This is a genomic window from Pseudomonas sp. NFR09, from assembly GCF_900111535.1.
Classification (GTDB): Bacteria; Pseudomonadota; Gammaproteobacteria; order Pseudomonadales; family Pseudomonadaceae; genus Aquipseudomonas; species Aquipseudomonas extremorientalis.
Genome location: NZ_FOIH01000002.1, coordinates 677,687 through 703,706 on the forward strand (window position 1 = coordinate 677,687; position 26,020 = coordinate 703,706).

23 protein-coding genes are annotated in these 26,020 nt (G+C 62.3%); 12 read left to right on the forward strand and 11 right to left on the reverse strand.

Annotated features, from left to right (window positions below; translation table 11 throughout):
* Window positions 1–156 precede the first annotated feature (156 nt).
* The 4 genes from BMX59_RS07105 to BMX59_RS07120 all read right to left on the reverse strand — a co-directional run bounded on the left by BMX59_RS07105 (window position 157) and on the right by BMX59_RS07120 (window position 4,853).
* Window positions 157–1,131 carry a serine/threonine protein kinase gene (locus tag BMX59_RS07105; protein WP_092242232.1) on the reverse strand — a complete coding sequence of 325 codons (975 nt, stop codon included), beginning with the start codon at window positions 1,129–1,131 and terminating at the stop codon, window positions 157–159.
* Window positions 1,132–1,314: 183 nt separating this feature from the next.
* Window positions 1,315–3,213, reverse strand: a complete 1,899-nt coding sequence (locus BMX59_RS07110) for a PhoX family protein (protein ID WP_093120800.1) — start codon at window positions 3,211–3,213, stop codon at window positions 1,315–1,317.
* Between the two features lie 79 nt (window positions 3,214–3,292).
* A complete protein-coding gene (locus BMX59_RS07115; RefSeq protein ID WP_092242237.1) occupies window positions 3,293–4,057 on the reverse strand; it encodes a TOBE domain-containing protein in 765 nt (254 codons plus the stop codon).
* 58 nt (window positions 4,058–4,115) lie between these two features.
* Window positions 4,116–4,853, reverse strand: coding sequence for a ComF family protein (locus BMX59_RS07120; protein ID WP_093120804.1), 738 nt, complete (start codon window positions 4,851–4,853; stop codon window positions 4,116–4,118).
* A 92-nt stretch (window positions 4,854–4,945) separates the two neighbouring features.
* Here BMX59_RS07120 and bioB point away from each other — a divergent pair, with 92 nt between their 5' ends.
* The 10 genes from bioB (at window position 4,946) to BMX59_RS07170 (ending at window position 17,334) form a co-directional block, all read left to right on the forward strand.
* Complete coding sequence (bioB, locus tag BMX59_RS07125; RefSeq protein ID WP_093120807.1) at window positions 4,946–6,001, forward strand: biotin synthase BioB; 1,056 nt, start codon at window positions 4,946–4,948, stop codon at window positions 5,999–6,001.
* Window positions 6,002–6,165: 164 nt separating this feature from the next.
* The gene (bioF, locus tag BMX59_RS07130) at window positions 6,166–7,347 is read left to right on the forward strand and encodes an 8-amino-7-oxononanoate synthase (RefSeq protein ID WP_093120810.1); all 1,182 of its coding nucleotides are present in this window, start codon (window positions 6,166–6,168) and stop codon (window positions 7,345–7,347) included.
* Window positions 7,340–8,071 (forward strand): alpha/beta fold hydrolase, encoded by a 732-nt coding sequence (locus tag BMX59_RS07135; RefSeq protein WP_058426688.1) that lies wholly within the window; start codon window positions 7,340–7,342, stop codon window positions 8,069–8,071. The genes bioF and BMX59_RS07135 overlap by 8 nt, the downstream gene beginning before the upstream one ends.
* On the forward strand, window positions 8,064–8,876 hold the full coding sequence (bioC, locus tag BMX59_RS07140) for a malonyl-ACP O-methyltransferase BioC (protein WP_093120813.1): 813 nt from the start codon (window positions 8,064–8,066) through the stop codon (window positions 8,874–8,876). Before BMX59_RS07135 ends, bioC begins: the two co-directional genes overlap by 8 nt.
* Window positions 8,873–9,553, forward strand: coding sequence for a dethiobiotin synthase (gene bioD, locus BMX59_RS07145; protein WP_092242245.1), 681 nt, complete (start codon window positions 8,873–8,875; stop codon window positions 9,551–9,553). Before bioC ends, bioD begins: the two co-directional genes overlap by 4 nt.
* A 106-nt stretch (window positions 9,554–9,659) precedes the next feature.
* A complete protein-coding gene (locus tag BMX59_RS07150; protein WP_058426691.1) occupies window positions 9,660–9,941 on the forward strand; it encodes a hypothetical protein in 282 nt (93 codons plus the stop codon).
* Window positions 9,942–10,268: 327 nt separating this feature from the next.
* On the forward strand, window positions 10,269–12,074 hold the full coding sequence (locus BMX59_RS07155) for a phenylacyl-CoA dehydrogenase (RefSeq protein ID WP_071490261.1): 1,806 nt from the start codon (window positions 10,269–10,271) through the stop codon (window positions 12,072–12,074).
* 208 nt (window positions 12,075–12,282) lie between these two features.
* Complete coding sequence (locus BMX59_RS07160; protein ID WP_093120817.1) at window positions 12,283–13,572, forward strand: GGDEF domain-containing protein; 1,290 nt, start codon at window positions 12,283–12,285, stop codon at window positions 13,570–13,572.
* 90 nt (window positions 13,573–13,662) lie between these two features.
* Window positions 13,663–15,432 carry an acyl-CoA dehydrogenase C-terminal domain-containing protein gene (locus BMX59_RS07165; RefSeq protein ID WP_093120819.1) on the forward strand — a complete coding sequence of 590 codons (1,770 nt, stop codon included), beginning with the start codon at window positions 13,663–13,665 and terminating at the stop codon, window positions 15,430–15,432.
* Between the two features lie 123 nt (window positions 15,433–15,555).
* Window positions 15,556–17,334: an acyl-CoA dehydrogenase C-terminal domain-containing protein gene (locus tag BMX59_RS07170; protein ID WP_092242250.1), complete on the forward strand. Its 1,779-nt coding sequence runs from the start codon at window positions 15,556–15,558 to the stop codon at window positions 17,332–17,334.
* A gap of 226 nt (window positions 17,335–17,560) precedes the next feature.
* Here the strand turns inward: BMX59_RS07170 and BMX59_RS07175 are convergent, their stop codons facing one another.
* Window positions 17,561–18,460: a LysR family transcriptional regulator gene (locus BMX59_RS07175; protein WP_071490257.1), complete on the reverse strand. Its 900-nt coding sequence runs from the start codon at window positions 18,458–18,460 to the stop codon at window positions 17,561–17,563.
* A 209-nt stretch (window positions 18,461–18,669) separates the two neighbouring features.
* Between BMX59_RS07175 and BMX59_RS07180 the strand changes: the two genes are divergently transcribed.
* Window positions 18,670–19,932 (forward strand): aspartate aminotransferase family protein, encoded by a 1,263-nt coding sequence (locus tag BMX59_RS07180; protein ID WP_093120822.1) that lies wholly within the window; start codon window positions 18,670–18,672, stop codon window positions 19,930–19,932.
* Window positions 19,933–20,104: 172 nt separating this feature from the next.
* Entirely contained in the window at window positions 20,105–20,263 is a 159-nt protein-coding gene (locus BMX59_RS07185) for a YqaE/Pmp3 family membrane protein (protein ID WP_003228885.1), read from the forward strand.
* A 5-nt stretch (window positions 20,264–20,268) separates the two neighbouring features.
* Here the strand turns inward: BMX59_RS07185 and pqqE are convergent, their stop codons facing one another.
* The 6 genes from pqqE to pqqF form a co-directional block, all read right to left on the reverse strand.
* A complete protein-coding gene (pqqE, locus tag BMX59_RS07190; RefSeq protein ID WP_092242262.1) occupies window positions 20,269–21,399 on the reverse strand; it encodes a pyrroloquinoline quinone biosynthesis protein PqqE in 1,131 nt (376 codons plus the stop codon).
* The gene (pqqD, locus tag BMX59_RS07195) at window positions 21,392–21,667 is read right to left on the reverse strand and encodes a pyrroloquinoline quinone biosynthesis peptide chaperone PqqD (RefSeq protein ID WP_092242265.1); all 276 of its coding nucleotides are present in this window, start codon (window positions 21,665–21,667) and stop codon (window positions 21,392–21,394) included. The genes pqqE and pqqD overlap by 8 nt, the downstream gene beginning before the upstream one ends.
* Window positions 21,664–22,416, reverse strand: coding sequence for a pyrroloquinoline-quinone synthase PqqC (pqqC, locus tag BMX59_RS07200; RefSeq protein WP_017138042.1), 753 nt, complete (start codon window positions 22,414–22,416; stop codon window positions 21,664–21,666). The genes pqqD and pqqC overlap by 4 nt, the downstream gene beginning before the upstream one ends.
* An 11-nt stretch (window positions 22,417–22,427) precedes the next feature.
* Window positions 22,428–23,339 (reverse strand): pyrroloquinoline quinone biosynthesis protein PqqB, encoded by a 912-nt coding sequence (gene pqqB / locus BMX59_RS07205; protein ID WP_058424746.1) that lies wholly within the window; start codon window positions 23,337–23,339, stop codon window positions 22,428–22,430.
* 66 nt (window positions 23,340–23,405) lie between these two features.
* Entirely contained in the window at window positions 23,406–23,480 is a 75-nt protein-coding gene (pqqA, locus tag BMX59_RS07210; RefSeq protein WP_003194766.1) for a pyrroloquinoline quinone precursor peptide PqqA, read from the reverse strand.
* A 159-nt stretch (window positions 23,481–23,639) separates the two neighbouring features.
* Entirely contained in the window at window positions 23,640–25,988 is a 2,349-nt protein-coding gene (gene pqqF, locus BMX59_RS07215) for a pyrroloquinoline quinone biosynthesis protein PqqF (protein WP_093120827.1), read from the reverse strand.
* Window positions 25,989–26,020: the final 32 nt, after the last annotated feature.

The following is a 26,020-nucleotide window of genomic DNA, read 5'->3' on the forward strand; positions in this document are numbered from 1 at the left end:
CAAAGGCGTGATTGTAAGTACATTTGGCGGGCAATGTGATCTGCTTTGCTTTGGGTGGGAGGGGGCTTGCCCCCGATTGCTGTGTGTCAGTCACAGATGCATCAACTGGCAGACTGCAATCGGGGGCAAGCCCCCTCCCACATTTAACTCGACAGGTCAGAAGAGTTTCAGGGGTTCTTCGTTGAGGGCCGCCAATTGCTCGCGCAAGGCCAACACCTGATCGCCCCAGTAACGCTCACTGCCAAACCACGGAAAGCTATGGGGGAACGCCGGATCATCCCAGCGGCGTGCCAGCCAGGCGCTGTAATGCATCAGGCGCAAGGCGCGCAGGGGTTCGATCAGCGCCAGTTCACGCGGGTCGAAGTCGTGGAACTCCTGATAGCCGTCCATCAATTCCGACAGTTGCCCCAGACATTCCTGGCGATCGCCGGCGAGCATCATCCACAGGTCCTGCACCGCCGGGCCCATGCGGCAGTCATCCAGGTCGACGATGTGGAACATCTCGTCGCGGCACATCATGTTGCCGGGGTGGCAATCGCCGTGCATGCGGATGTTCTTGTGCGGCGTGGCCTTGTACACCTCTTCCACACGCTTGAGCAGGTCGCGGGCCACGGACTCGTAGGCCGGCAACAGGCTCTTGGGGATGAAATTGCCTTCGAGCAGGGTGGTGAGGGAGTCGTGCCCGAAATTCTTCACGCCCAGGGCTTCACGGTGTTCGAACGGGCGGGTAGAGCCCACCGCATGCAAACGGCCGAGCAGTTGCCCGAGGCGATAGAGTTGGTCGAGGTTGCCTGGTTCCGGCGCGCGGCCGCCACGGCGCGGGAACAGGGTGAAGCGGAATCCGGCATGTTCGAACAGGCTTTCGCCGTTGTGAATCAGTGGCGCGACCACCGGCACTTCGCATTCGGCCAGTTCGAAGGTGAAGCGGTGTTCTTCGAGGATCGCCGCGTTGGTCCAGCGCTGCGGGCGGTAGAACTTGGCGATCAGCGGCTCGGCGTCTTCGATGCCCACTTGGTAGACGCGGTTTTCGTAGCTGTTGAGTGCCAGGACGCGAGCGTCGCTGAGGAAACCGATGCTTTCGACGGCGTCGAGGACCAGGTCGGGGGTGAGTGTTTCAAACGGGTGGGCCATGCGAACTCCTGCGCGCAGCAGGGCGCCGCGTCCGGCCGGGTATGGTAACGCACCGGGGCTGAGATAGGGGGGGCTGTGCCATTGCTATCGGGGGCAAGCCCCCTCCCACATTGACTGCATTCACATATTTTGACTTGTGAACACAGTCAGTGTGGGAGGGGGCTTGCCCCCGATGAGGCTTTGTCAGGCGCCGACGATACCGCCGTCATCCCGCCGAATTGCCATCACTGACGAGCGCGGCTTGCCATTCGGCAGATGCTCCGGCCAGGTCGAACCGCCGGTTTCGCCTGGGTGCTGAATCCCCACAAACAACGTCTTCTGATCCGGCGAGAAGCTGATGCCCGTCACTTCACACGCTACCGGTCCGACCATGAAACGGCGGATTTCCCCGGTGGAGGGGTCGGCGCAGAGCATCTGGTTGTTGCCCATGCCCGCGAAGTCACCCGCGTTGCTGTAGTCGCCATCGGTGAGAATCCACAGGCGTCCAGCCTTGTCGAAACCCAGGCCGTCCGGGCTGTTGAACATGTTCTGCGGGTTGATATTCGACGAGCCACCCTTTGGCGTGCCAGCGTGCACGCCCGGGTTGCCGGCCACCACGAACAGGTCCCAGCTGAATTCAGTGGAACCGTGGTTATCCGCGTCGGCCTTCCAGCGCAGGATCTGGCCGTAGACGTTTTTTTCACGCGGGTTGGGGCCGCCCACCGGCTGGCCGTCTTCACCGCGCTTGGCGTTGTTGGTGAGGGTGCAATAGACCTGGCCATCGGTGGGGCTGACCACGATCCATTCCGGGCGGTCCATGCGCGTGGCCTTCACCACGCTGGCGGCCAGGCGCGCGTGGATCAGCACTTCGGCCTGGCTGGCGAAACCGGTGCTGGCGTCGATGCCGTTCTTGCCGTGGGTGAGTTCGACCCATTGGCCCTTGCCCTTGGGGTGATCGGCGTTGCCGTCGCCCGCGTCGAAGATCGCCACGTACAAGGTGCCGTGGTCGAGCAGGTCCTTGTTGGCCTTGGGGTTGTGGTGGTTGATCGGGTCGCGGCTGACGAACTTGTAGATGAACTCGCCGCGTTCGTCGTCGCCCATGTACACCACGGCGCGGCCGTCACGGGTTTCGGCCAGGGCGGCGTTTTCGTGCTTGAAGCGGCCCAGCGCAGTGCGCTTGACCGGCGTGGACTTGGGATCGAACGGGTCGATTTCCACCACCCAACCGTGGCGGTTGAGTTCGTTGGGGTTCTTGGCGATGTCGAAGCGCGGGTCGTGCGGGTGCCAGTTGATGTCTTTGCTGGCGGCCACCACACCGTAGCGTTTCTGCCCGACGTCGAAGGTTTGTTGCGGGTTGCTGCTGCCAAAGCAGTCGGTAAAGTTCTCTTCGCACGTCAGGTAAGTACCCCACGGCGTCTTGCCGTTGGCGCAGTTCTGGAAGGTGCCGAGGGCTTTCTTGCCGGTTTTGTCGGCGCTGGTTTTCAGCCAGGCGTGGCCAGCGGCGGGGCCGCTGAGGTTGATCGGCGAGTTGCCGTGGATGCGCCGGTTGTAGCGCGAGTCCTGCACGAACTGCCAGGTGTCGCCCTTGCGCCGCACTTCGATCACCGACACGCCTTCGCTGGCCTGGGCCTTGCGCACGTCTTCGGCCGATTGCGGCGCGCCGCCGTGGGCGAAGAGGTAGCGGTAATTGGTGTATTCGTTGTTGATCGCCATCAGCGCACGGTTGTCGTCGCCCGGGAAGGCAAACAGGCTCATGCCGTCGTTGTTGTCCCCGAACTGCTGCTCCTGGGCCTTGGCCGTGCCGTTGCCGGACGGGTCGAAGGCGGGTGCGTTCTTGCTCAGCGGTTGGCCCCAACTGATCAGCACCGAGGCGCTGTAGCCTGGCGGCAAGGTGATGGTGTCACTGGTGGCGGCGGCGATGCTGGTAAAGCCCAGCAGTGGGCTGGCGCTGGCGGCGTTGACGGCCAGGGCGCTGCGGCTCAGCAGGTTGCCACCGAGGAACATTGCGGCACCGCACAGGGCGCCAGCGCCGATAAAGCGGCGGCGGGTGAGGCCGACCATCTGTTCAAGGTCGGTGGCTTGGTTTTCTTCTAATAGGCTCATCTCAGGCTCCCTGCGGTTTTTGCAGACACCATAAGGAGCGGGCGTGACGAAATGGTTGCAGTTTGAAGACGGGCTGCGACTACACCGGCGTACCGAGCAGCACATTGCTCGGCGCGAACTGCACGGTGATGGTTTTACCTACGACGGCGCCCACGTCCTTGAGTGCGTCGGGCCGCGCCAGGGCGCATAAAACCTGGCCATTGGGCAGGGCGATGCGCACTTCGCCTGGGCCGTCGTCGGCGTCGAGAATGGCGTCGACGGTGCCGCTCATGCAATTGTGTCCAGGTGTTGCAGATTGCTTGGATGGGAGCAGTTCCAGCCATCCGGCCTTGATCAATGCGACCACTTCCACACCGGTTTCCAGCTCCAGGCGCTGCGTGCTGTCGTGGGTGATCTGCGCGTCCAGGCTCAGGCCGCCGGCCAGTTGCAGGCGGATCAGATCGTTACGGCCCTGCTGCTCGATGGCGATGACCTGGCCATGCAATTGGTTGCGCGCGCTGGTGCGCAGCATCAAGCGGCCGAGCAGGTTGAAGTCGCTGGCGGCTTCATCGGAGCCCAGCACCTCGGCTTGCAGCACTTGCAGACGCTGGTACAGACGCAACACGCGCTCACCTTCGGTCGTCAGCTTGGCACCGCCGCCGCCCTTGCCGCCCACGCTGCGTTCTACCAACGGCTTTTGTGCCAGGTTGTTCAACTCGTCGATGGCATCCCACGCCGCCTTGTAACTCAAGCCTGCGCTTTTGGCCGCGCGGGTGATGGAACCCTGCTCGGCGATATGCGCCAGCAAGGCAATGCGCTGGGGGCGGCGAATGATGTGTTGGCTGAGGGAGGCTGGCAGAGACATGGGGATACGCTTGGCTGGGATGAGCCGAACGTTGCGGGCAAGGTGCGCCGGAGTCAAGTCAACTGCCCGGTTTGGGCGTGCGGGCCAGGCAATACACATCGACCTGCTTCGCACCGGCGTTCATCAATAACCGCGCCAGGCTGTGGGCCGTGGCGCCGGTCGTCAGCACGTCGTCGACCAGGGCGAAATGCCGGCCCTGCACCTGGGCGTCGGGCGCCAGGGCGAAGGCGCCGAGCAGGTTGCGTTGACGGGTCTTGGCGTCAAGGGCTTGTTGGGCCACGGTTTCATGGGGGCGTAACAACAGCTGTTCATCGTGGGGGATGTTCAAGTCGCTGCCGAGCCAGCGCGCCAGCATCAACGCCTGGTTGTAGCCGCGTTCGCGCAGGCGCTTGCGCGCCATGGGCACCGGTAGCAGGCACTCGGGGCGTACGAGTTCGGTATTGTCAAAGCGATGTTGCAGGTGCTGCGCCAGGAGCCACGCCAGCATCTGCCCGAGGGGCCAGCGTGCCTGATGCTTGAAGCGGCTGATCAGGCTGTCGATGGGAAAGCGGTAGGACCAGGGGGCGATGACCTGTTTAAACGCGGGGGGATTTCTTTGGCATTGCCCGCAGATCAAACCCTCCATCGGCAAGGGCAGGGCACACACATCGCAGTGCTCCATGAGCCAGGGCAGCTCGGTTTCGCAGACGTTGCACACACAATGGGCGGAAGGTGTCGCTTCATCACAGATTAAACAGGTTTGTATGTTATTTAACCAGATGTAAACCTGGTGTTTGTATCTTGGTTGACAGTGCATGAATCTTCCTTAAATATGCCGAGCATCCGTGTCGTGCCTGTGGGTATTGCCCTTCCCGCAGCGCTTGCCAAAGCATAATCAAGGAATCGCCCATGAGCGCCAGCACCACCGCCACCTTGCGTCACGATTGGTCCCTCGCCGAAGTCAAGGCGCTGTTCGTGCAGCCGTTCAATGACCTGCTGTTCCAGGCGCAGACCGTGCACCGCGCGCATTTCGACGCCAACCGTGTGCAAGTGTCGACGCTGCTCTCGATCAAGACCGGCGCCTGCCCGGAAGATTGCAAATATTGTCCGCAGTCGGGCCACTACAACACCGGCCTGGAAAAAGAAAAGCTGATGGAGGTGCAGAAGGTCCTCGAAGAGGCGGCCCGCGCCAAAGCCATCGGCTCGACCCGCTTCTGCATGGGCGCCGCCTGGAAACACCCGTCGGCCAAAGACATGCCCTACGTGTTGCAAATGGTCAAAGGCGTGAAGGCCATGGGCCTGGAAACCTGCATGACCCTCGGCCGCCTTGACCAGGACCAGACCGAAGCCCTGGCCCAGGCCGGCCTGGACTACTACAACCACAACCTCGACACCTCGCCGGAGTTCTACGGCAGCATCATCACCACCCGCACCTACAGCGAGCGTCTGCAAACCCTGGCCTATGTGCGTGATTCGGGGATGAAGATCTGCTCCGGCGGCATCCTCGGCATGGGCGAGTCCCTCGACGACCGCGCCAATTTGCTGATCCAGCTGGCCAACCTGCCGGAGCATCCGGAGTCGGTGCCGATCAACATGCTGGTGAAGGTGGCGGGGACACCGCTGGAAAACGCCGAAGATATCGACCCGTTCGACTTCATCCGCATGCTCGCCGTGGCGCGCATCCTGATGCCGAGGTCCCACGTGCGCCTGTCGGCCGGCCGTGAGGCGATGAACGAGCAGATGCAGGCGTTGGCGTTCTTTGCCGGTGCCAACTCCATCTTCTACGGCGACAAGTTGCTGACCACCGCCAACCCGCAGGCTGACAAGGACATGCAACTGTTCGCGCGCCTGGGCATCCTGCCGGAAGCCCGTGAAGAACATGCCGATGAAGTGCATCAGGCGGCAATCGAGCAGGCGTTGGTGGAGCAGAAGAGCAGCGAGCAGTTCTACAACGCTGTCGTTTGATTTAAACGCCATACAGCTGTGGGAAACGGCTTGTGTGGGAGGGGGCTTGCCCCCGATAGCGATGGGTCAGTCGACACCTGCATCAACTGACCGATTGCAATCGGGGGCAAGCCCCCTCCCACATTAGATCCCCGCCACATTTTTACCGTTAAACCGAGGCCAGCATGTCTTTCGATCTCGCCGCGCGCCTCGCTGCCCGTCGTGCCGAACACCTTTACCGCCAACGCCCGCTACTCGACAGCCCCCAAGGCCCGGAAGTGGTGGTGGACGGCCAGCCGCTGCTGGCGTTCTGCAATAACGATTACCTGGGCCTGGCCAATCACCCGCAAGTGATCGAGGCCTGGCGCGCCGGTGCCTCCCGTTGGGGTGTGGGCGGCGGCGCTTCGCACCTGGTGGTCGGGCATGCCACGCCGCACCATGAACTGGAAGAAGCCCTGGCCGACCTCACCGGTCGCCCGCGTGCGCTGCTGTTTACCACCGGTTACATGGCCAACCTCGGCGCGGTCACGGCGTTGGTGGGGCAGGGCGATACGGTGCTGGAAGACCGTCTCAACCATGCGTCGCTGCTGGACGCGGGCTTGCTCTCGGGGGCGCGTTTCAAGCGTTACCTGCATAACGATGCGCAGAGCCTGGCCAAGCGCCTGGAGAAAGCTACCGGCAATACCCTGGTGGTCACCGATGGTGTGTTCAGCATGGACGGCGACCTGGCCGACCTGCCCGCGCTGGCCCGCGAAACCAAGGCCAAAGGCGCCTGGTTGATGGTGGATGACGCCCATGGTTTTGGCCCCCTGGGCGCCAACGGCGGCGGCATCGTCGAGCATTTCGGCCTGAGCCAGGAGGACGTGCCGGTGCTGGTCGGCACCCTCGGCAAGGCGTTCGGCACGGCCGGGGCGTTTGTGGCCGGCAGTGAAGAGCTGATCGAAAGCCTGATCCAGTTCGCCCGCCCGTACATCTACACCACCAGCCAACCGCCCGCCCTGGCCTGCGCCACCTTGAAAAGCCTGGAACTGTTGCGCACTGAGCATTGGCGGCGCGAGCACCTCAACCGCCTGATCAGCCAGTTCCGCCAGGGCGCCGAGCAGCTTGGGCTGGACCTGATGGACAGCTTCACGCCGATCCAACCCATCCTGATCGGCGACAGCGCCAAGGCCATGCGGCTGTCGCAGATGCTGCGCGAGCGCGGCCTGATGGTCACAGCTATTCGCCCACCGACCGTGCCCGCCGGCAGTGCGCGTCTGCGCGTGACATTGACGGCGGCCCACAGCGCGGCGCAGGTGCAGCTATTGTTAAACGCATTGGAAGCGTGTTTCCGCTTGTCAGGCAGTTCGGGGCCCAACCATGCGTGATCGACTGATATTGCTGCCCGGCTGGGGCCTCGGTGTATCGCCGCTGGAGCCGTTGGCCGCCGCCTTGCAAGGTTTGGACGAGCACCTGCAGGTGCAGATCGAACCGTTGCCCGCACTGGATTCCAGCGACCTGAATGAGTGGCTCGACGAACTCGACGCCACGCTGCCAGACAACGCCTGGCTGGGCGGCTGGTCCCTGGGCGGCATGCTGGCTTCGGAACTGGCGGCGCGGCGTGGCGAACGTTGCTGCGGCCTGCTGACTCTGGCGAGTAACCCGTGTTTCGTCGCCCACGCTGGCTGGCCAAGCGCGATGCCCGCCGAGACCTTCGACGCGTTCCTCGCGGGCTGCCATGCCGACTCCCAGGTCACCCTCAAGCGCTTCGGCCTGTTGTGCGCCAAGGGCGCCGAAGACCCGCGCGGACTGTCGCGGCTGCTGGTCAGTGGCGCGCCGAACACGCCGTCCAGTGTGTTGATGCCCGGCCTTGAGCTACTCGCCCAGTTGGATACCCGTGAAGCCTTATTGGCCTATCGCGGCCCGCAGTTGCACCTGTTCGCCGGCCTGGACGGGTTGGTACCCGCCGAAGCCGCCAGCGACCTGCTGGCCCTGCTGCCGGATGTTGAAATCGGCCTGATTGAACAGGCCGGCCACGCGTTTCTTCTGGAAGACCCTCACGGTGTAGCGGGGGCCATCCAGGCTTTTTTGCATGAGTGCGTCGATGACTGATTTATCCCACGCCCCGCTGCCGGGCGCGTTGCCGGACAAGCGCCAGGTGGCGGCGTCCTTTTCCCGTGCCGCCGCCAGTTACGACAGTGTTGCCGAATTGCAGCGGGCGGTGGGCAGCCAATTGCTGGCGCGCCTGCCGGGCAATACCGCGCCGCAACGCTGGTTGGACATGGGCTGCGGCACCGGTTATTTCAGTCGCGTGCTGGGTGAACAGTGGCCCGCCAGCGAAGGCATCGCGCTGGATATCGCCGAAGGCATGCTCAACCACGCACGCCCCCTGGGTGGCGCCGAGCACTTCATCGCCGGCGACGCTGAACGCTTGCCGCTCAAAGCTGAGAGCGTGCAGCTGCTGTTTTCCTCCCTCGCGGTGCAGTGGTGTGCGAATTTCGAGGCGGTGCTCAGCGAAGCCTATCGGGTGTTGCAACCGGGCGGAGTGCTGGCCTTCGCCAGTCTCTGCGTGGGCACCCTGGAAGAACTGCGCGAAAGCTGGCGTGCGGCGGATGGCCTGGTGCACGTCAATCGTTTCCGCACCTTCGAGGCGTATCAACACTTGTGTGCGGCCAGCGGCCTGCGGGTGGTGAGCCTGGAGCGCCGTCCTCATGTGTTGCATTACCCGGATGTACGCAGCCTGACCCACGAATTGAAGGCCCTGGGCGCGCATAACCTCAACCCCGGTCGCCCCGGTGGGTTGACGGGGCGCGCGCGGATTGTTGCACTGGTGCACGCGTATGAGCGGTTCCGCCAGGCCCAAGGCCTGCCGGCGACTTACCAAGTGGTGTATGCCGTACTGGAGAAACCTCTATGAGCGCCGCCTACTTCATCACCGGCACCGACACCGATGTCGGCAAGACCACCATCGCCGCCGGCCTGTTGCACGCGGCGCGGCAAGCCGGTAGAAGCACCGCGGCTGGCAAGCCGGTGGCCTCCGGTTGCCAGGTCACGCCCAAGGGCTTGCGCAACGCCGATGCACTGGCGTTGCTGGCCGAATGCTCGTTGCCGTTGAGTTATGCCGAGGTCAACCCGGTGGCCTTCGAACCGGCCATCGCTCCCCACCTGGCGGCGCGGGAGGCGGGTTTCTCGCTCACCGTGCAATCGTTGTTGAAGCCCATGCAGCAGATCCTGGCACGGCAAGCGGATTTCACCCTGATCGAAGGCGCCGGCGGCTGGCGGGTGCCATTGGCCGATCAGGCGAACCTGTCGGACCTGGCCATGGCGCTGAAGTTGCCGGTGATCCTGGTGGTGGGCGTGCGCCTGGGTTGCATCAGCCATGCCTTGCTGACCGCCGAAGCCATCGCCCGGGACGGCCTGCAGTTGGCCGGGTGGGTGGCCAATATCATCGAGCCCAAGACCTCCCGTCTGGAAGAAAACCTCGCCACCCTGGCCGAGCGCCTGCCTGCGCCATGCCTGGGGCGTGTGCCGAAACTCAAGCACGCCGGGGCTGAAGCGGTTGCCGAGTACTTACAGTTGGACCTGCTTGACTGATTTTGGCTATCGACAAGGCATTATGCCATTAGTGTTTTTGACGAGCCCTTTGACGGGATATCTGCTTCAATTCAACTTCACGATTCTCTAAAGGCAGGCTTACGCCATGGAAATCTCTGGAAGCAGCGCGTTTTATTCGGGCCTGAGCAGTATTCAGTCCGGACAGAACCGTGTCGATCAGGCCGCCGGCAGAATTGCCAGCGCCGCGACTACCCAGCCATCGGATGCGCAAAGCGACCGTCTGCAAGCCAACGACCGCGCCCAGCCGTCCAACTCGGCCAGCAATATGGTTGAAATGGCCCAGGGCAAATTCCAAGTGGAGCTCGGCGCCAAAGTCGCCAAGGCTTCGGATGAAATGCTCGGCACCTTGATCGATACCTACGCCTGATCTGCTGGCGCTAAAAAATATGGGAGGGGGCTTGCCCCCGATAGTGATGGATCAGCCAATGTGTGTATGGCTGACATGGCGCTATCGGGGGCAAGCCCCCTCCCACATTTTTACTGTGCCGTCCTTCTGAACTTCTACACTCCCGCAGTCATGTGGCGTCTTGCCGCAAGCGTTGCAGTGCGCGCCATTGATTCGCGTCATGACAAACGGCATCCGGACGACGCTTGACATCCCCAAGTGGTAAACGTATGTTTCAAACACCTGTTTGACCGCCCCACACTTCCACGCGGTTGTTCATTCCAGATACATCAGCAGAGGTTTATCGCTATGCCTGACTACAAGGCCCCCTTGCGTGATATTCGCTTCGTTCGTGACGAACTGCTTGGCTATGAAGCGCACTATCAGAGCCTGCCGGCTTGCCAGGACGCTACCCCGGACATGGTTGACGCCATCCTTGAAGAAGGCGCCAAGTTCTGTGAGCAAGTGCTGGCACCGCTGAACCGCGTGGGCGACATCGAAGGCTGCACCTGGAGTGAGTCGGGCGTCAAAACCCCTACCGGTTTCAAAGAAGCCTACAAACAATTCGTCGAAGGCGGCTGGCCAAGCCTGGCCCACGACGTGGCGCACGGCGGCCAAGGCCTGCCGGAATCCCTGGGCCTGGCCGTGAGCGAAATGGTCGGCACCGCCAACTGGTCGTGGGGCATGTACCCGGGCCTGTCCCACGGTGCGATGAACACCATCTCCGAGCACGGCACCCCCGAGCAGCAAGAGGCCTACCTGACCAAACTGGTGTCGGGCGAATGGACCGGCACCATGTGCCTGACCGAGCCACACTGCGGCACCGACCTGGGCATGCTGCGCACCAAGGCCGAACCTCAGGCTGATGGTTCCTATAAGGTCTCCGGCACCAAGATCTTCATCTCGGCCGGTGAACACGACATGGCCGACAACATCGTCCATATCGTACTGGCCCGCCTGCCGGACGCACCGGCCGGCACCAAAGGCATCTCGCTGTTTATCGTGCCGAAGTTCCTGCCCAACGCCGATGGCTCGATTGGCGCGCGCAACGCCGTGAGCTGTGGTTCCCTGGAACACAAGATGGGCATCCACGGCAACGCCACCTGCGTGATGAACTTCGACGCGGCCACCGGTTTCCTGATCGGCCCGGCGAACAAAGGCCTGAACTGCATGTTCACCTTCATGAACACCGCTCGTCTGGGTACCGCGCTGCAAGGCCTGTCCCATGCCGAGATCGGTTTCCAGGGCGGCTTGAAATATGCCCGCGATCGCCTGCAAATGCGCTCCCTGACCGGCCCGAAAGCACCGGACAAAGCCGCCGACCCGATCATCGTGCACCCTGACGTGCGCCGCATGTTGCTGACCATGAAGGCCTTCGCCGAAGGCAACCGTGCGATGGTGTACTTCACTGCCAAGCAAGTGGACATCGTCAAATACGGCACCGACGACGAAGCCAAGAAACAGGCGGACGGCCTGCTGGCCTTCATGACCCCGATCGCCAAGGCCTTCATGACCGAAGTCGGCTTTGAATCGGCCAACCACGGTGTGCAGATCTACGGCGGCCACGGTTTCATCGCCGAGTGGGGCATGGAGCAGAACGTTCGCGACAGCCGCATTTCGATGCTGTACGAAGGCACCACCGGCATCCAGGCCCTCGACCTGCTGGGCCGTAAAGTGCTGATGACCCAAGGCGAAGCGCTCAAGGGCTTCACCAAGATCGTGCACAAGTTCTGCCAGGCCAACGAAGGCAATGAAGCGGTCAAAGAATTCGTTGCACCGCTGGCTGCGCTGAACAAAGAGTGGGGCGAGTTGACCATGAAGGTCGGCATGGCCGCGATGAAAGACCGTGAAGAAGTGGGTGCCGCCTCGGTGGACTACCTGATGTACTCCGGTTACGCCTGCCTGGCTTACTTCTGGGCCGACATGGCGCGCCTGGCGGCCGAGAAACTGGCTGCCGGCACCACCGAAGAAGCGTTCTACACCGCCAAGCTGCAGACCGCGCGCTTCTACTTCCAGCGCATCCTGCCGCGTACCCGTACGCACGTGGCCACCATGCTGTCGGGCGCCAACAACCTGATGGACATGAAAGAAGAAGACTTCGGCCTGGCTTACTAAGCCTTACCGGGGTTCACTTGCAGAGCCGCCGCTCCCTTGCGGGAGCGGCGGCTTTTTTGTACCCGATAAAAAACCACAGCGCAGCACTCAGGGATTACTGTCGGCTGCCGTTACAGTGATGGCAATGTGATACATGTTCGACGGGTTGTGTTTAACTGTCTGCATAAAGGCACAGTGCCATCATTTTTTGCGGGTCGGAGTTTTACCCTTGTCACGCGTGTCCGCTGTACGTTTCAGTCACTTTCTCCCTTCGTTGCTGCTCTTGCTGGCCGGGCTCTCGGCTGCGTACGTCAAGGACCTCAACGTCTTCTTCACCTCGCTGTTCAATGTGTTGCCGACCCTGGTGCTGTTGCTCGGTGGTTCGTACTGCGCGGTGTACCGCCGCCAGCGTGAACTGTTCCTGATGATCACGGTGTACATCGTCTACTTCCTGCTCGATACCCAGACCGACTTCTACCGCGACAATGGTCGCGTGCGCGAAGACGCCGCGGTGGTGTTTCACCTGTGCTGCCTGCTGCTGCCGTTGTTGTTCAGCATCTACGCTCTGTGGCAGGAGAAGACCCACCTGTTTCGTGACTTCGTTGCCCGTGGCGCGGTGTTGCTGGCGGTCGGCAGCGTAGCGCTGGCGCTGGAGCAGAGTTATCCCCAGGCGGTGCTGAACTGGCTGGCGGAGATCCGCTGGCCGGCGCTGCATGGCACTTGGATGAGCCTGATCCAGTTGTCTTACCCGATGTTCCTGATCGGCTTCCTGACCCTGGCAGCGCAATACTGGTACCAGCCGCGCCCGCTGCATGCGGCGCAACTGGTGGGGTTGCTCGGCCTGTTCTGGATGTTGCCGCAGACGTTCATCCTGCCCTTCACCCTGAATATCATGTGCAGCCAGGTGATGCTGATGATCGCCGCCGGTGTGGCCCACGAGGCTTATCAAATGGCCTTCCGCGATGAGCTGACCGGCCTGCCGGGGCGTCGTGCGCTGAACGAGCGCATGCAGCGGCTGGGGCGCAACTATGTGCTGGCGATGAGCGACGTCGACCACTTCAAGCGCTTCAACGATACCCATGGTCATGACGTGGGCGACCAGGTATTGCGGCTGGTGGCGAGCAAGCTGTCCAAGGTCAACGGCGGCGGGCGCGCGTACCGCTACGGCGGTGAAGAATTCGCCGTGGTGTTCGCCGGCAAGACCCTGGATGAATGCATGCCGCACCTGGAGGCGATCCGCGAGATCATCGCCGACTACGACATCAAACTGCGTCATTCGGACCGCCCCCAGGACGATCAGCAGGGTCGCCAGCGCCGTTCAGGCAGCGGTGCCTCCAGTGTCTCAGTGACCATCAGCATCGGCGTGGCCGAACGCCAGGCCGAGCAGCGCACGCCCGAGGAAGTGCTCAAGTCCGCCGACCAGGCGCTGTACGCCGCCAAGGGCGCGGGGCGCAACTGCGTGGTGGCGTCCGGGCAGACCCGGCGTGGCGCGGTGCGCATGGAGAGCGCTGCCGGTTGAGTGATGGTGGTGTATTCAGCGGTTCTACAGTGATTGTTCCGGGCGTTGGCCGGCAGTAGGTTGAAACCATCTGCTGACGGAGACATTGCCATGCCTGAGTACAAAGCTCCCCTTCGCGACATGCGCTTTCTGATCGACAACGTGTTTGATTTCCACGGCCACTACGCCGCATTGGGCGCGACCGATGCCAGCCCGGACATGGTCGCTGCGATCCTCGAAGAAGGCGCAAAATTCTGCGAGAACGTGCTCGCGCCGCTCAACCGCAGTGGCGACGAAGAAGGCTGCCATTTCGACAATGGCGTGGTCACCACGCCCAAGGGCTTCAAGGAAGCCTTCGCCCAGTACGTTGAGGGCGGCTGGCACGGCGTGGCAGCGGACCCGGCCTACGGTGGCCAGGGCTTGCCGCAGTCGCTCGGCCTGGTGCTGAGCGAGATGATCGGCTCCAGCAACACCTCCTGGGGCATGTACCCGGGGCTGACCCACGGCGCGATGTCGGCGATCCACGCCCACGGCACCGCCGAGCAGAAAGACACGTTCCTGACCAAACTCACTGCGGGCGAATGGACCGGCACCATGTGCCTCACCGAAGCCCACTGCGGCACCGACCTGGGCCTGATCAAGACCCGTGCCGTGCCCCAGGCGGACGGCAGCTATGCGGTCACCGGCAGCAAGATCTTCATCTCGGCCGGCGAGCACGACATGAGCGCCAATATCATTCACCTGGTGCTGGCCAAGCTGCCGGATGCGCCGGCGGGCACCAAGGGCATCTCACTGTTCATCGTGCCCAAGTTCCATGCCGACACAGGCGAGCGCAATGCGGTGCACTGCGGTTCCATCGAACACAAGATGGGCATCAAGGCGTCCGCAACCTGTGTGTTGAACTTCGATGGGGCCAAGGGTTTCCTGATCGGTGAGCCGAACAAGGGCCTCAACTGTATGTTCACCATGATGAACCATGCGCGCCTGGGCACCGGCATGCAGGGCCTGTGCAACGGCGAAGCGAGCTTCCAGGGCGCGATCAAGTACGCCAACGACCGTCTGCAGATGCGCTCGCTGACTGGCGCCAAGGCCCCGGACAAAGCCGCCGACCCGATCATCGTGCACCCTGATGTGCGCCGCATGCTGCTGACCATGAAGGCCTTCAACGAAGGTAACCGTGCGCTGACCTACTTCACCGCACAATTGCTCGACACCGCGCACCTGAGCAAGGACGCGGCGCAGCGTCAGGAGGCCGAAGACCTGCTGGCGTTCCTCACGCCCATCTGCAAAGCCTTTATGACCGACACTGGCCTTGAGGTGACCAACCACGGCATGCAGATCTTCGGTGGCCACGGTTACATCCGCGAATGGGGCATGGAACAACTGGCCCGCGATGCGCGGATTGCGCCGATCTATGAAGGCACCAACGGCATCCAGGCCCTCGACCTGCTGGGGCGCAAGGTGCTGGGCAGCCAGGGAAAGTTGCTGCGTGGGTTTACCAAAATCGTGCATAAGTTCTGTGCCGCGAATGCCGAGCACCCTCAGCTCAAGGGCTATGTGGCGCAACTCAATCAGTTGAACGGGGAGTGGGGTGAGCTGACCACGAAGGTCGGCATGGCCGCGATGAAGAACCCCGATGAAGTGGGCGCGGCGGCGGTGGATTACTTGATGTACAGCGGTTACGTGGTGCTCGCGTACCTGTGGCTGCGCATGGCGATCGCTGCCCTTGAACAGCCAGATGGCAATTTTGCCAAGGCCAAGTTGGCCACGTGCGAGTTCTACTTCAAGCGTCTACTGCCGCGTACGGCTACCCATCGCGCGGCCGTGGAAGCGGGCAGCGAATGCCTGATGAGTCTGCCTGCGGAGGCGTTTGCGTGGTGATGACTTAAAAATACCAATCAGTCACAAGTGGACCCTATGTGTCTGAAAAGTTGTTCGGGTACACTCTGAGCCTGTAAAACCGACTCTTCCCGAATTACTTTTCACGTTCTCACGAGGTTTGCCATGGCTGATTACAAAGCGCCGCTGCGTGATATGCGCTTCGTCCTCAACGAAGTCTTTGAGGTCGCCACCACTTGGGCCCAGTTGCCGGCATTGGCAGACACCGTTGACGCCGAAACCGTAGAGGCCATCCTCGAAGAAGCCGGCAAGGTCACCGCCAAATCCATCGCCCCGCTCAGCCGTGGTGGCGATGAACAAGGTTGCCGTTGGGATAACACAGCGGTATTTACGCCGGACGGTTTTCCGCAAGCCTACAAAACCTACGCTGAAGGCGGTTGGGTGGGTGTAGGCGGCGACCCTGCGTTCGGCGGCATGGGCATGCCCAAGGCCGTGTCGGCCCAGGTCGAAGAGATGATCAACTCGTCGAGCCTGGCGTTCGGCCTGTACCCGATGCTGACCTCCGGCGCCTGCGTGTCGATCAACACCCACGCCAGCGAAGCGCTCAAGGCTGCTTATCTGCCGAAGATGTATTCCGGTGAGTGGGCCGGTTCCATGTGCCTGACCGAGGCCCACGCCGGGACCGACCTGGGGATGATCCGCACCAAGGCTGAGCCGCAGGCGGACGGCTCCTACACAGTCAGCGGCACCAAGATTTTCATCACCGGCGGTGAACACGACCTCACCGATAACATCATCCACCTGGTACTGGCCAAGCTGCCGGACGCGCCGGCGGGGCCCAAGGGGATTTCGCTGTTCCTGGTGCCGAAGTTCATGGTGAACACCGACGGCAGCCTGGGCGCACGCAATGCCGTGAGCTGTGGTTCCATCGAGCACAAGATGGGGATCCAGGCGTCGGCGACCTGCGTGATGAATTTCGACGAGGCCGTGGGTTACCTGGTGGGCGAGCCGAACCGTGGTCTGGCGGCGATGTTCACCATGATGAACTACGAGCGCCTGGGTGTCGGTATCCAGGGCCTGGCGTCCGGCGAGCGTTCCTATCAGAACGCTATCGAGTACGCCCGCGACCGCCTGCAAAGCCGTGCACCGACCGGCGCGCAGGCCAAAGACAAAATGGCCGACCCGATCATCGTGCACCCGGACGTACGGCGCATGCTGCTCACCATGAAGGCCGCCAACGAAGGTGGCCGTGCGTTCTCCACCTACGTGGCGACGCAACTGGACATCGCCAAGTTCAGCGACGACGCCGCTGCCCGCGAGCGTGCGGATAACCTGGTGGCACTGCTGACGCCGGTGGCCAAGGCGTTCCTGAGCGACCTGGGCCTGGAAACCACTGTGCTGGGCCAACAGGTATTTGGCGGCCACGGTTACATTCGTGAGTGGGGCCAGGAGCAACTGGTGCGCGATGTGCGAATCACCCAGATTTACGAAGGCACCAACGGCATCCAGGCCCTGGACCTGATGGGGCGCAAGATCGTCGGCAGTGGCGGGGCGTTCTACACCCTGTTTGCCGATGAGATCCGCGCGTTCATTGCCTCGGCGGGTGCCGAGCTGGCCGAATTCACCAAGCCGTTGGGCGCGGCGGTGGACAACCTGGATGAGCTGACCGCCTGGGTGCTGGACCGCGCCAAGGCCAACCCCAATGAAATCGGCGCGGCGTCGGTGGAGTACCTGCATGCCTTTGGCTACATGGCGTATGCCTATATGTGGGCTCGCATGGCCAAGGCCGCGTTGGGCAAGGAGTCGCAAGAAGACTTCTACGCCAGCAAACTGGGGACTGCGCGTTTCTACTTTGCGCGCCTGTTGCCACGCATCCACTCGCTGAGTGCGTCGGTAAAAGCCGGTAGCGAATCACTGTTTTTGCTGGATGAAGCCTTATTCTAAGGGCTTGGAGGACGTGTAAGCATTCTCTTACATGACGTGCTGCTATTCGTCCTCTATCGCCATATTGGATCCACGGATAATCTACTTCACATGGACGTCGCGCAGGAAGCGCAAAGCAACAACACGGACACGTAGGATTCTGCCAGGACGGCGGAGTGAAATGGATGTCAGGGAAACAGTCTGCAAAGCCCCGCTTCGGCGGGGTTTTCTTTTGCCCGCGAAAAAGTCAGGCAGGCGCCTGCGGGGCATTCATCACGTCTTCCAGCAAGGTGCGCAGCAACGCCACCGTCGCCTGCTGGCGCTGCACATCGCGGCACACCAGACCGACTTTCAGCGGCACCCTGGGCTCACTCAAGGGCTTCCAAAGCAGCGCCTGGCTGTTGTGTTCATCCTGGGAGCGCCCCGGCAGCACCGTCGCCAGTTTTGTGTGAGGCAGGCTGTCGAGGATCCCCACCATGGTGTTGAGTTCCGCCTGGACCTGCGGGCGTCGCCCGAGGTTGGACAGTTGGCCCTGCCAGATCTGCCGCACCTGAAACTCTTCCCCCAACAGCAACATCGGCAACTCCGCGGCCTGCTTCAGTGAGACTTTCTTGAATTCCCGCAAGGGATGGTCTTCGGGGATGACCACCTTCAACTCATCTTCGTACAACAACACGCCGTGCAACCCCGGCTGGCGTGGCGGCAGGTAACTGATGCCGATATCCAGCGAGCCGTTGAGTAGCCGCCGCTCAATTTCGAGCCCGGTCAATTCGTAGATCTGCACCACCAAATGCGGCTGGGCCTTGCGCACGCGCTCGAGCATCTGCGGGACCAGGCTGGTGTGCACGGTTTGCAACACGCCGATGGCCAGCGTGCGCATCGCCTGGCCCTTGAAGTTGCGCAGGGCCTCAACTGCCTGTTGCATGCCATCGATCAGCGGCAAGGCGTGGTTGTACAGCGTATGCGCCGCCAGTGTCGGTAGCAGGCGCTTGCTGCTGCGTTCGAACAGACTCACATCCAGGTTCTGCTCCAACTGGCGAATCTGCTGGGACAGCGCCGGTTGGGAGATCGACAGACGCTCCGCAGCACGGCCTACATGGCCCTCCTCATACACCGCGACGAAATAACGCAGTTGCTTGAAATCCATAAGGTTTACTTATCGAAAAAGCTGGAAAATCGAAATGGCCGCTGGCCCCCGAGACGCCTAGTCTAGCGCCTATTCGCAGGGCTTACAGGGCCAGATCGGGCAATGAACAGCGTTTATATTGATGGCGTTTACATAGGCAAGGCAAAAAACCTCAAGGCAATGTTGGCACCTCGCACCGACCAAGGCCCAGTTGCTATTGGGGGCGAGCCATGAATCTATTCCGTCGCCCCGCGCCGAGCCTGGACGATTTAGTTCTGGAGACGCCCAGCGATAATCCTCCCAACGAATCCCTGATGCCCTCCGTCGCACGGCCGCCGCAAGTGTTCGTGCGCGGCCAGGGTTCCTGGCTCTGGGACAGTGACGACCGGGCCTACCTGGATTTCAGCCAGGGCAACGCAGCCAACAGCCTCGGCCACAGCCCACAGGTGTTGATCAAGGCGCTGGCCGACCAGACTCAGGCGCTGATCAACCCAGGCAACGGCTTGCATAACCGCGCTCAACTCAACCTTGCCGAGCGCCTGTGCCATCGCACCGGCAGTGACCAGGCCTACCTGCTCAACAGCGGCGCGGAAGCCGTTGAAGCCGCGATCAAGTTGGCGCGCAAATGGGGCCAACTGCATCGTGGTGGCGCTTACCGCATCATCAGCGCGAGCGGTGGTTGCCATGGTCGCAGTTTTGCGGCGATGTCGGCGTCGGCGGGCGAGAGTACCAATCGCTTCGAACCGCAACTGCCGGGCTTCAGCCATGTGCCCTTCAACGACCTGCCGGCCCTGCATGCCGCGGTCGACGCGCAAACCGTCGCCATCCTGCTGGAGCCGATCCAGGGCGCGGCCGGAGTGATCCCCGCGACGGAGCACTATCTCAAAGGGGTCGAGCGGCTGTGCCGTGAACTGGGGATCCTGCTGATACTCGACGAGGTGCAAACCGGCATAGGCCGCTGCGGCACCTTGCTCGCCGAACAGCAATACGGCGTACGTGCGGACATCATCACCCTCGGCAAAGGCCTGGGCGGCGGTGTGCCCGTTGCGGCGCTGCTGGCGCGTGGTAAAGCCTGCTGTTTTGAAGTGGGCGAGCTGGAAGGCACCCATCACGGCAATGCGCTGATGGCATCGGCCGGGCTGGCGGTATTCGATACGGTGCTGGAGCACGGCTTTCTGGAACAGGTGCGTGAGTCCGGCCTTTACCTCGGCGAAGGCCTTGCCCGCCTGGCCTATCGCTACGACCACGGCCCGCTGCGCGGCCACGGCCTGATGTGTGGCCTGGCGCTGTCGGATGATTCTGCGGATGCGGTGGTAAAAGCTGCCCTGCACGAAGGCCTGATCCTCAACGCCCCACAGCCCGGCTGCCTGCGCTTCACCCCGGCTCTCACGGTGAGCAAAAGCAACATCGACGAAATGCTCCTGCGCCTGGCCCGTGCCTTCTCCCGCGTGCGTACCGCACAACTGCAATGCCGCAAGGGCATCGCTGTTTAACCCCTATTCCTGAACCGTCTCGCGGTCTACGCGACGCCTCCGGCCTGATTCTTTTGGCTGGGGGCGTTTTTTTGCCTGGATGGCCCAACGCCAGATCCCACTGAACCCTCACGAACGCCCAAGGTCGATTAGCTACACGGCTCACACGAGCCGATTTTCTGGAGCTGATCCCATGGATTTCATTCGTATCATCATCGCCATTCTGTTGCCGCCACTGGGTGTGTTCCTGCAAGTGGGTTTCGGCGGCGCGTTCTGGCTGAATATCCTGCTGACCCTGTGCGGCTACATCCCGGGCATCGTGCACGCCGTGTACATCATCGCCAAGCGCTGAGGCCGTCAGCCTTTGGCGATGAGCCGTGAGTTGCGCTCATTGCGAAAGGCCAGTTGCTCGATGGTCTGGGTGGCGTGCTCGGCCTCTTCCCGCGCTTGCAGGATGATGCCGTGCTGCTCGGACTTGCTGCAGACCGGGTCGGCATTGCTCGCGTCCCCCGTCAGCATGAAGGCCTGGCAACGGCAGCCGCCGAAGTCCTTTTCTTTTTCATCGCACGAACGGCACGGCTCGGGCATCCAGTCGTAGCCACGAAAGCGGTTGAAGCCGAACGAGTCGTACCAGATGTGCTGCATGCTGTGGTCGCGCACATTGGGAAATTGCACCGGCATTTGTCGGGCACCGTGACACGGCAGGGCGGTACCGTCGGGTGTCACGGTCAGGAAGATACTGCCCCAGCCGTTCATGCAGGCCTTCGGGCGCTCTTCGTAGTAGTCCGGTGTGACGAAGATCAGCTTGCACGGGTGACCTTCCGCTTCCAGCCGGGCGCGATATTCGTTGGTGATGCGTTCGGCGCGCACCAGCTGCTCCCGGGTCGGCAACAACCCCACCCGATTGAGCTGTGCCCAGCCGTAGAACTGGCAGGTGGCGAGCTCCACGAAGTCGGCCTCCAGCGCAATGCACAGTTCGATGATGCGGTCGATCTTGTCGATATTGTGCCGATGGGTCACGAAGTTCAGCACCATCGGGTAGCCGTGGGCCTTCACGGCCCTGGCCATTTCCAGCTTCTGTGCGAAGGCTTTTTTCGAGCCGGCCAGCAGGTTGTTCACCTGTTCGTCGCTGGCCTGGAAGCTGATCTGGATATGGTCCAGGCCGGCTTTCTTGAAGTCGCTGATCTTCTGCTCGGTGAGGCCGATGCCCGAGGTGATCAGGTTGGTGTAGAACCCCAGTTTGCGCGCTTCAGCGATCAGCTCGGCCAGGTCCTGGCGCACCAGCGGTTCACCGCCGGAAAACCCCAGCTGCGCGGCCCCCATCTCGCGGGCTTCGCGAAACACCTTGAACCACTGCTCGGTCGTCAGCTCCTTGCCCTGCTCGGCAAAGTCCAATGGGTTGGAGCAGTACGGGCACTGCAACGGGCAGCGGTAGGTCAGCTCGGCCAGCAACCACAGCGGCAGGCCGATGGCCGGCTTTTCAGGCAAGGGTGATCCAGTGCTCAGCACGGGCGACCTCCATGAATTGCTCGATGTCTTCACCGAGCTCAGGCACACCAGGAAATTGTTTCTCCAGCTCGGCGATGATGGCCGCCACGTCGCGCTCGCCGTCGATCAAGCCACCGATCAATGCGGCGCTGTCGTTGAGCTTGATCATGCCTTCGGGGTAGAGCAACACGTGGCCTTTTTGCGCCGGCTCATACTGGTAACGGTAGCCTGGGCGCCAGGTCGGTTTCTTGCTGCGGTCAAAGCTCATAGGGTGATCCCTTTATGCCACACCCGCTGCTCGGTCACGCTGTGATATGGCGGGCGCTTGAGTTCATAGGCCATGCTCATGGCATCGAGCATGCTCCACAGGATGTCGAGTTTGAACTGGAGAATCTCCAGCATGCGCTCCTGGCCTTCACGAGTGGTGTAGTGCTGCAGGGTAATTGCCAACCCGTGTTCCACATCGCGGCGGGCCTGGCCCAGGCGGGTGCGGAAATATTCATAGCCGGCCGGGTCGATCCAGGGGTAATGCTGCGGCCAGCTATCGAGGCGCGACTGGTGGATCTGCGGCGCGAACAGCTCGGTCAGCGAGCTGCTCGCGGCTTCCTGCCAACTGGCGCGACGGGCGAAGTTGACGTAGGCGTCTACCGCGAATCGTACGCCAGGCAGTACCAACTCCTGCGAGCGTAGTTGGTCGGGGTCGAGGCCCACCGCCTGGCCCAGGCGCAGCCAGGCTTCGATGCCGCCGTCCTCACCGGGGGCGCCATCGTGGTCGAGCAGGCGCTGGATCCACTCGCGACGGATCTCACGGTCCGGGCAGTTGGCCAGGATCGCGGCGTCTTTGAGCGGGATATTCACCTGATAATAGAAACGGTTGGCGACCCAGCCCTGGATCTGCTCGCGGGTGGCGCGGCCTTCGTACATCGCCACGTGATACGGGTGATGGATATGGTAGAAGGCGCCCTTGGCCCGCAGGGCGGCTTCGAATTCGGCGGTGGTCAATGGCGTGTCAGTCATCTCGTCAGCTCCTACAATTCAATGCTCATGCCGTCGTAAGCCACTTCGACATTGCGCCGCACCAGCTCCGCTCGCTCGGGGGAGTCTTCATCGAGGATCGGGTTGGTGTTGTTGATGTGGATAAGCACCTTGCGCTGCTCGGGCAACTGTTCCAGCACTTCAAGCATGCCGCCGGGGCCGTTTTGCGCCAGGTGGCCCATCTCGCGGCCGGTGCGGGTGCCAACGCCACGGCGCTGCATTTCATCGTCATCCCACATGGTGCCGTCCACCAGAAGACAGTCGCTGCCGGCCATGATCTCCAGCAATGGCGCGTCGACCTTGCCCAGGCCCGGGGCGTAGAACAGCTTGCCGCCAGTGCGCAGGTCTTCGACGATCAGGCCGATGTTGTCGCCGGGGTGCGGGTCGAAGCGGTGTGGCGAATAGGGCGGTGCGGCGCTGCGCAGGGGCAGCGGGGTGAAGCGCAGATTGGGGCAGGCCGGGATGGTGAAGCTGGCGTCCAGCTCGATGCGGTTCCAGGCCAGGCCGCCATTCCAGTGGGTGAGCATGCTGAACAGCGGGAAACCGGTGCTGAGGTCTTCATGGACCATGTCGGTGCACCACACCTGGTGCGGGCAGCCTTCGCGCAGGCTCAGCAGGCCGGTGGTGTGGTCGATCTGGCTGTCCATCAGGATGATCGCGCTGATGCCGGTATCGCGCAGGGCGCGGCCGGGTTGCATCGGTGCAAAGCCCTGGAGTTGCGCGCGGATATCCGGCGAGGCATTGCACAGCACCCAATTCACGCCATCGTCGGAGATCGCGATGGACGACTGGGTACGCGCCTGGGCCCGCAGGCTGCCATCACGAAAACCCGCGCAGTTCACGCAGTTGCAGTTCCACTGCGGGAAACCACCGCCGGCGGCGGAACCTAGAATCTGGACAAACATGGCAGCTCCATCAAGCTCAAAACAAAAACGCCCCGGGCGAACCGAGGCGTTGTAGTACCCAGCGGATTAACGGCTGGCGAAGTACATGGTTACTTCGAAACCGATGCGCAGATCAGTGTAAGCAGGTTTGGACCAGGTCATATTCTTACTCCTACGAAGGGATGGGACGTTTACTACCAAGTAATACATATAGTCCACCTCCAGTCGGAGATGTTCAGATGTGTGCGTGGGAATATTACTCAATTCTTTTCAAGTTAGCGCTGTCTTGAGGGAGAAAGCCTTTTGCAGGGGCGGCAATGATCACCCTGCCGCTTGCCACGCAGTCGAGATGCGCGGGCCGTTGGCGATGCAGCGCCAGCCGCCTGCGGCGTCGTTTAATTGTTGCGCGGCATGCTGCAATGCTTCGCGGGTACAGGTTTGGATCCGGGCTTGAAGTTGAACCAGGTAGTCCGACGGATGGCCCGCCAGATGGGCATGCCACAGCAGTTCGGCGGCTTGGGCGTTGGGCAGCGTCCGTACGCAGAACTGCTCGGCCAACGCCAGGTTGCCCAGGTCGTCGCTGCGGTCGATCAGCGCCGGCAGTTGCTTGAGGAAGGTGTTCAGGTGATCGGCGATGCCCGACAGGGACAGGCCAGGGGATTGCACACCGAACAGCAGGCCGGTCTGGCCGTTTATCTGTCGGATGCCGCTGAACACGGCGTAGCCGATTTGCAGCTCTACCCGCAGGCGTTGGTAGAACGGCGCCTGGAGCAGATGGCCGAGTAGTCGCCATGCGGCTTCGTCCGCCAAGGATTGGCTTGGCGTTGGACAAAACAGCAGCAACGCGGCTTCGTTTGAGTCGGTTTCCACCTCATGCCAGATACGTTGGCCGCTCAGGGATGGCGCGACGTGATTGAGGCTCGCGGGTTGCCCCGGCAGGCGGGCCGCAGCAGTTTTGATCAAGGCTTCATGGGGGGTAGAGAAACCCAGCCCCAGACCGTGCCAACGTGCGGAGTCCCACGAGGCTGGTTCGGACGTGGTCGAGGTGCAGCAAGCGGGCAGCGTCTTGAGCAATTCGCGGATGGCGATCATGGGCGGCGCGGCGGCTTGTGCCTCTTGCGGATCGCCCAGGCGTTGTGCCAGCACTTCCAGAACTGCTGGGATCGGCTCCTGTAGCCCGACCATTTTCACCAGCCAGTGACTGCCCAGGTTTTCGAACGACACGTCGACACCCGCCTGGCGTGCATTGTCGCGCAACGATTGCAAAGCGTTTTCCGGGTGTGGCGGAGCTGATTGCCATTGCAGATACAATGCCCCTTCGTTGCTGTCGTCCGCCAATGCCTGGCTGAAGGTCAACGCCGATGCATCACGACGCCCTCTGGAGCGATCCTGGGCAAACGTGCGCAAGCCTCGGTGGGCGCTGGTCTGGCCGCGGATCAGGCCGGCGCGTTCTTCCTTGACCGGCGGACGCAGGAAGGGGTTGTTCGGCGGCAACTGCCAAGTGAGTGTGGAGGGCGGCAGGTGCAGCGAATCCAGCATGGCCTTGAGGGCGGCGACATCCAGTTCCGACAGGTCTTGGTTGTCGTTTCGGGCCAAGGCCAGAGCGCCTTGGGTCTGTTGTTGGCGAACGGCCAGCAGTGCGAATTCTTCGCGCAACGCCGTCCAGTCGCTATGTGCGAAAAAGGCCAGCCAGTCGTACAGCAACGCCTCGACGTGTGTCGCCGATTCAGCGGGACCACTGAGTGTAAAGTCGATAGCCAGCACCGCTTGCCCAGCGAAGTGATACAGCACCGACGCCTGCAGTGCGCTCGCCAGTTGCTGCGCTTTCAGCTCCGCCAGCAAGCCACCGGGTGCCGAAGCGTTAAGCCAGGTGCAGAGGAATGCCAGTGCTTCCCGGGGTGCATTGCACGTGATGACCTGATGCAGGTGATCATTGGCGATGTGCCGATAGCGCTGGGCTTGCCCCTGCATCAAGGCCGGTGGCGCGGATTGCACACGCAGAGGTCCTGGGATCAGGTGCTCACTGAACCGCTGTGCCAAGCCTTCCAGTGCCTCCAGCGATTGTGGGCCGGCCAGGCTCAAGGTCATCTGCCCACTCTGATATAACTGCGTATGAAATTCCCGCAAGGCTTGCTGAAATGTCTCATGCTCTACTGGCAGGCTGTCGCGGTTGCCCGCATGGAAACCCCGCAGCGGATGATCCGACGCCAGGCCTTCCAGTAGTGCCACTTGCTGTTGTGCCGTTGCATCCTGGGACCAGGCGATAAACTCCGCGTGCAGCACCTCGCGCTCACGCAGTTGGTCCTCCAGCGCCAGGCGCGGATGGGTCAGCATGTCGGCCAAGCGCTCCAGGCCCCCGGCAAACGTGGCCGCCGGCAGTTCAAAGAAAAAGTCCGTAGTGCGCTCACGCGTGCTGGCATTGACCTGGCCTCCATGGCGTTGCACGTAGGCCATCAACCCTTCGCTTGTGGGAAAACGCTCGGTCCCGAGGAACAGCAAATGCTCCAGGAAATGCGCCAGTCCCGGCCATGCCAATGGCACGTCGTGGCTGCCGGCCGCCACCCTCAGCACGGCCGCGCAACGCTTTAACCGTGGGGCGTGATGCAAGGAAGCCCGCAAGCCATTGGCCAGGGTCAGGTGAAGGTAATGAGGGTGGGCCGGCGCAGGCATGGGCACTTCCGAAACAGAGAATGTGCCTATGC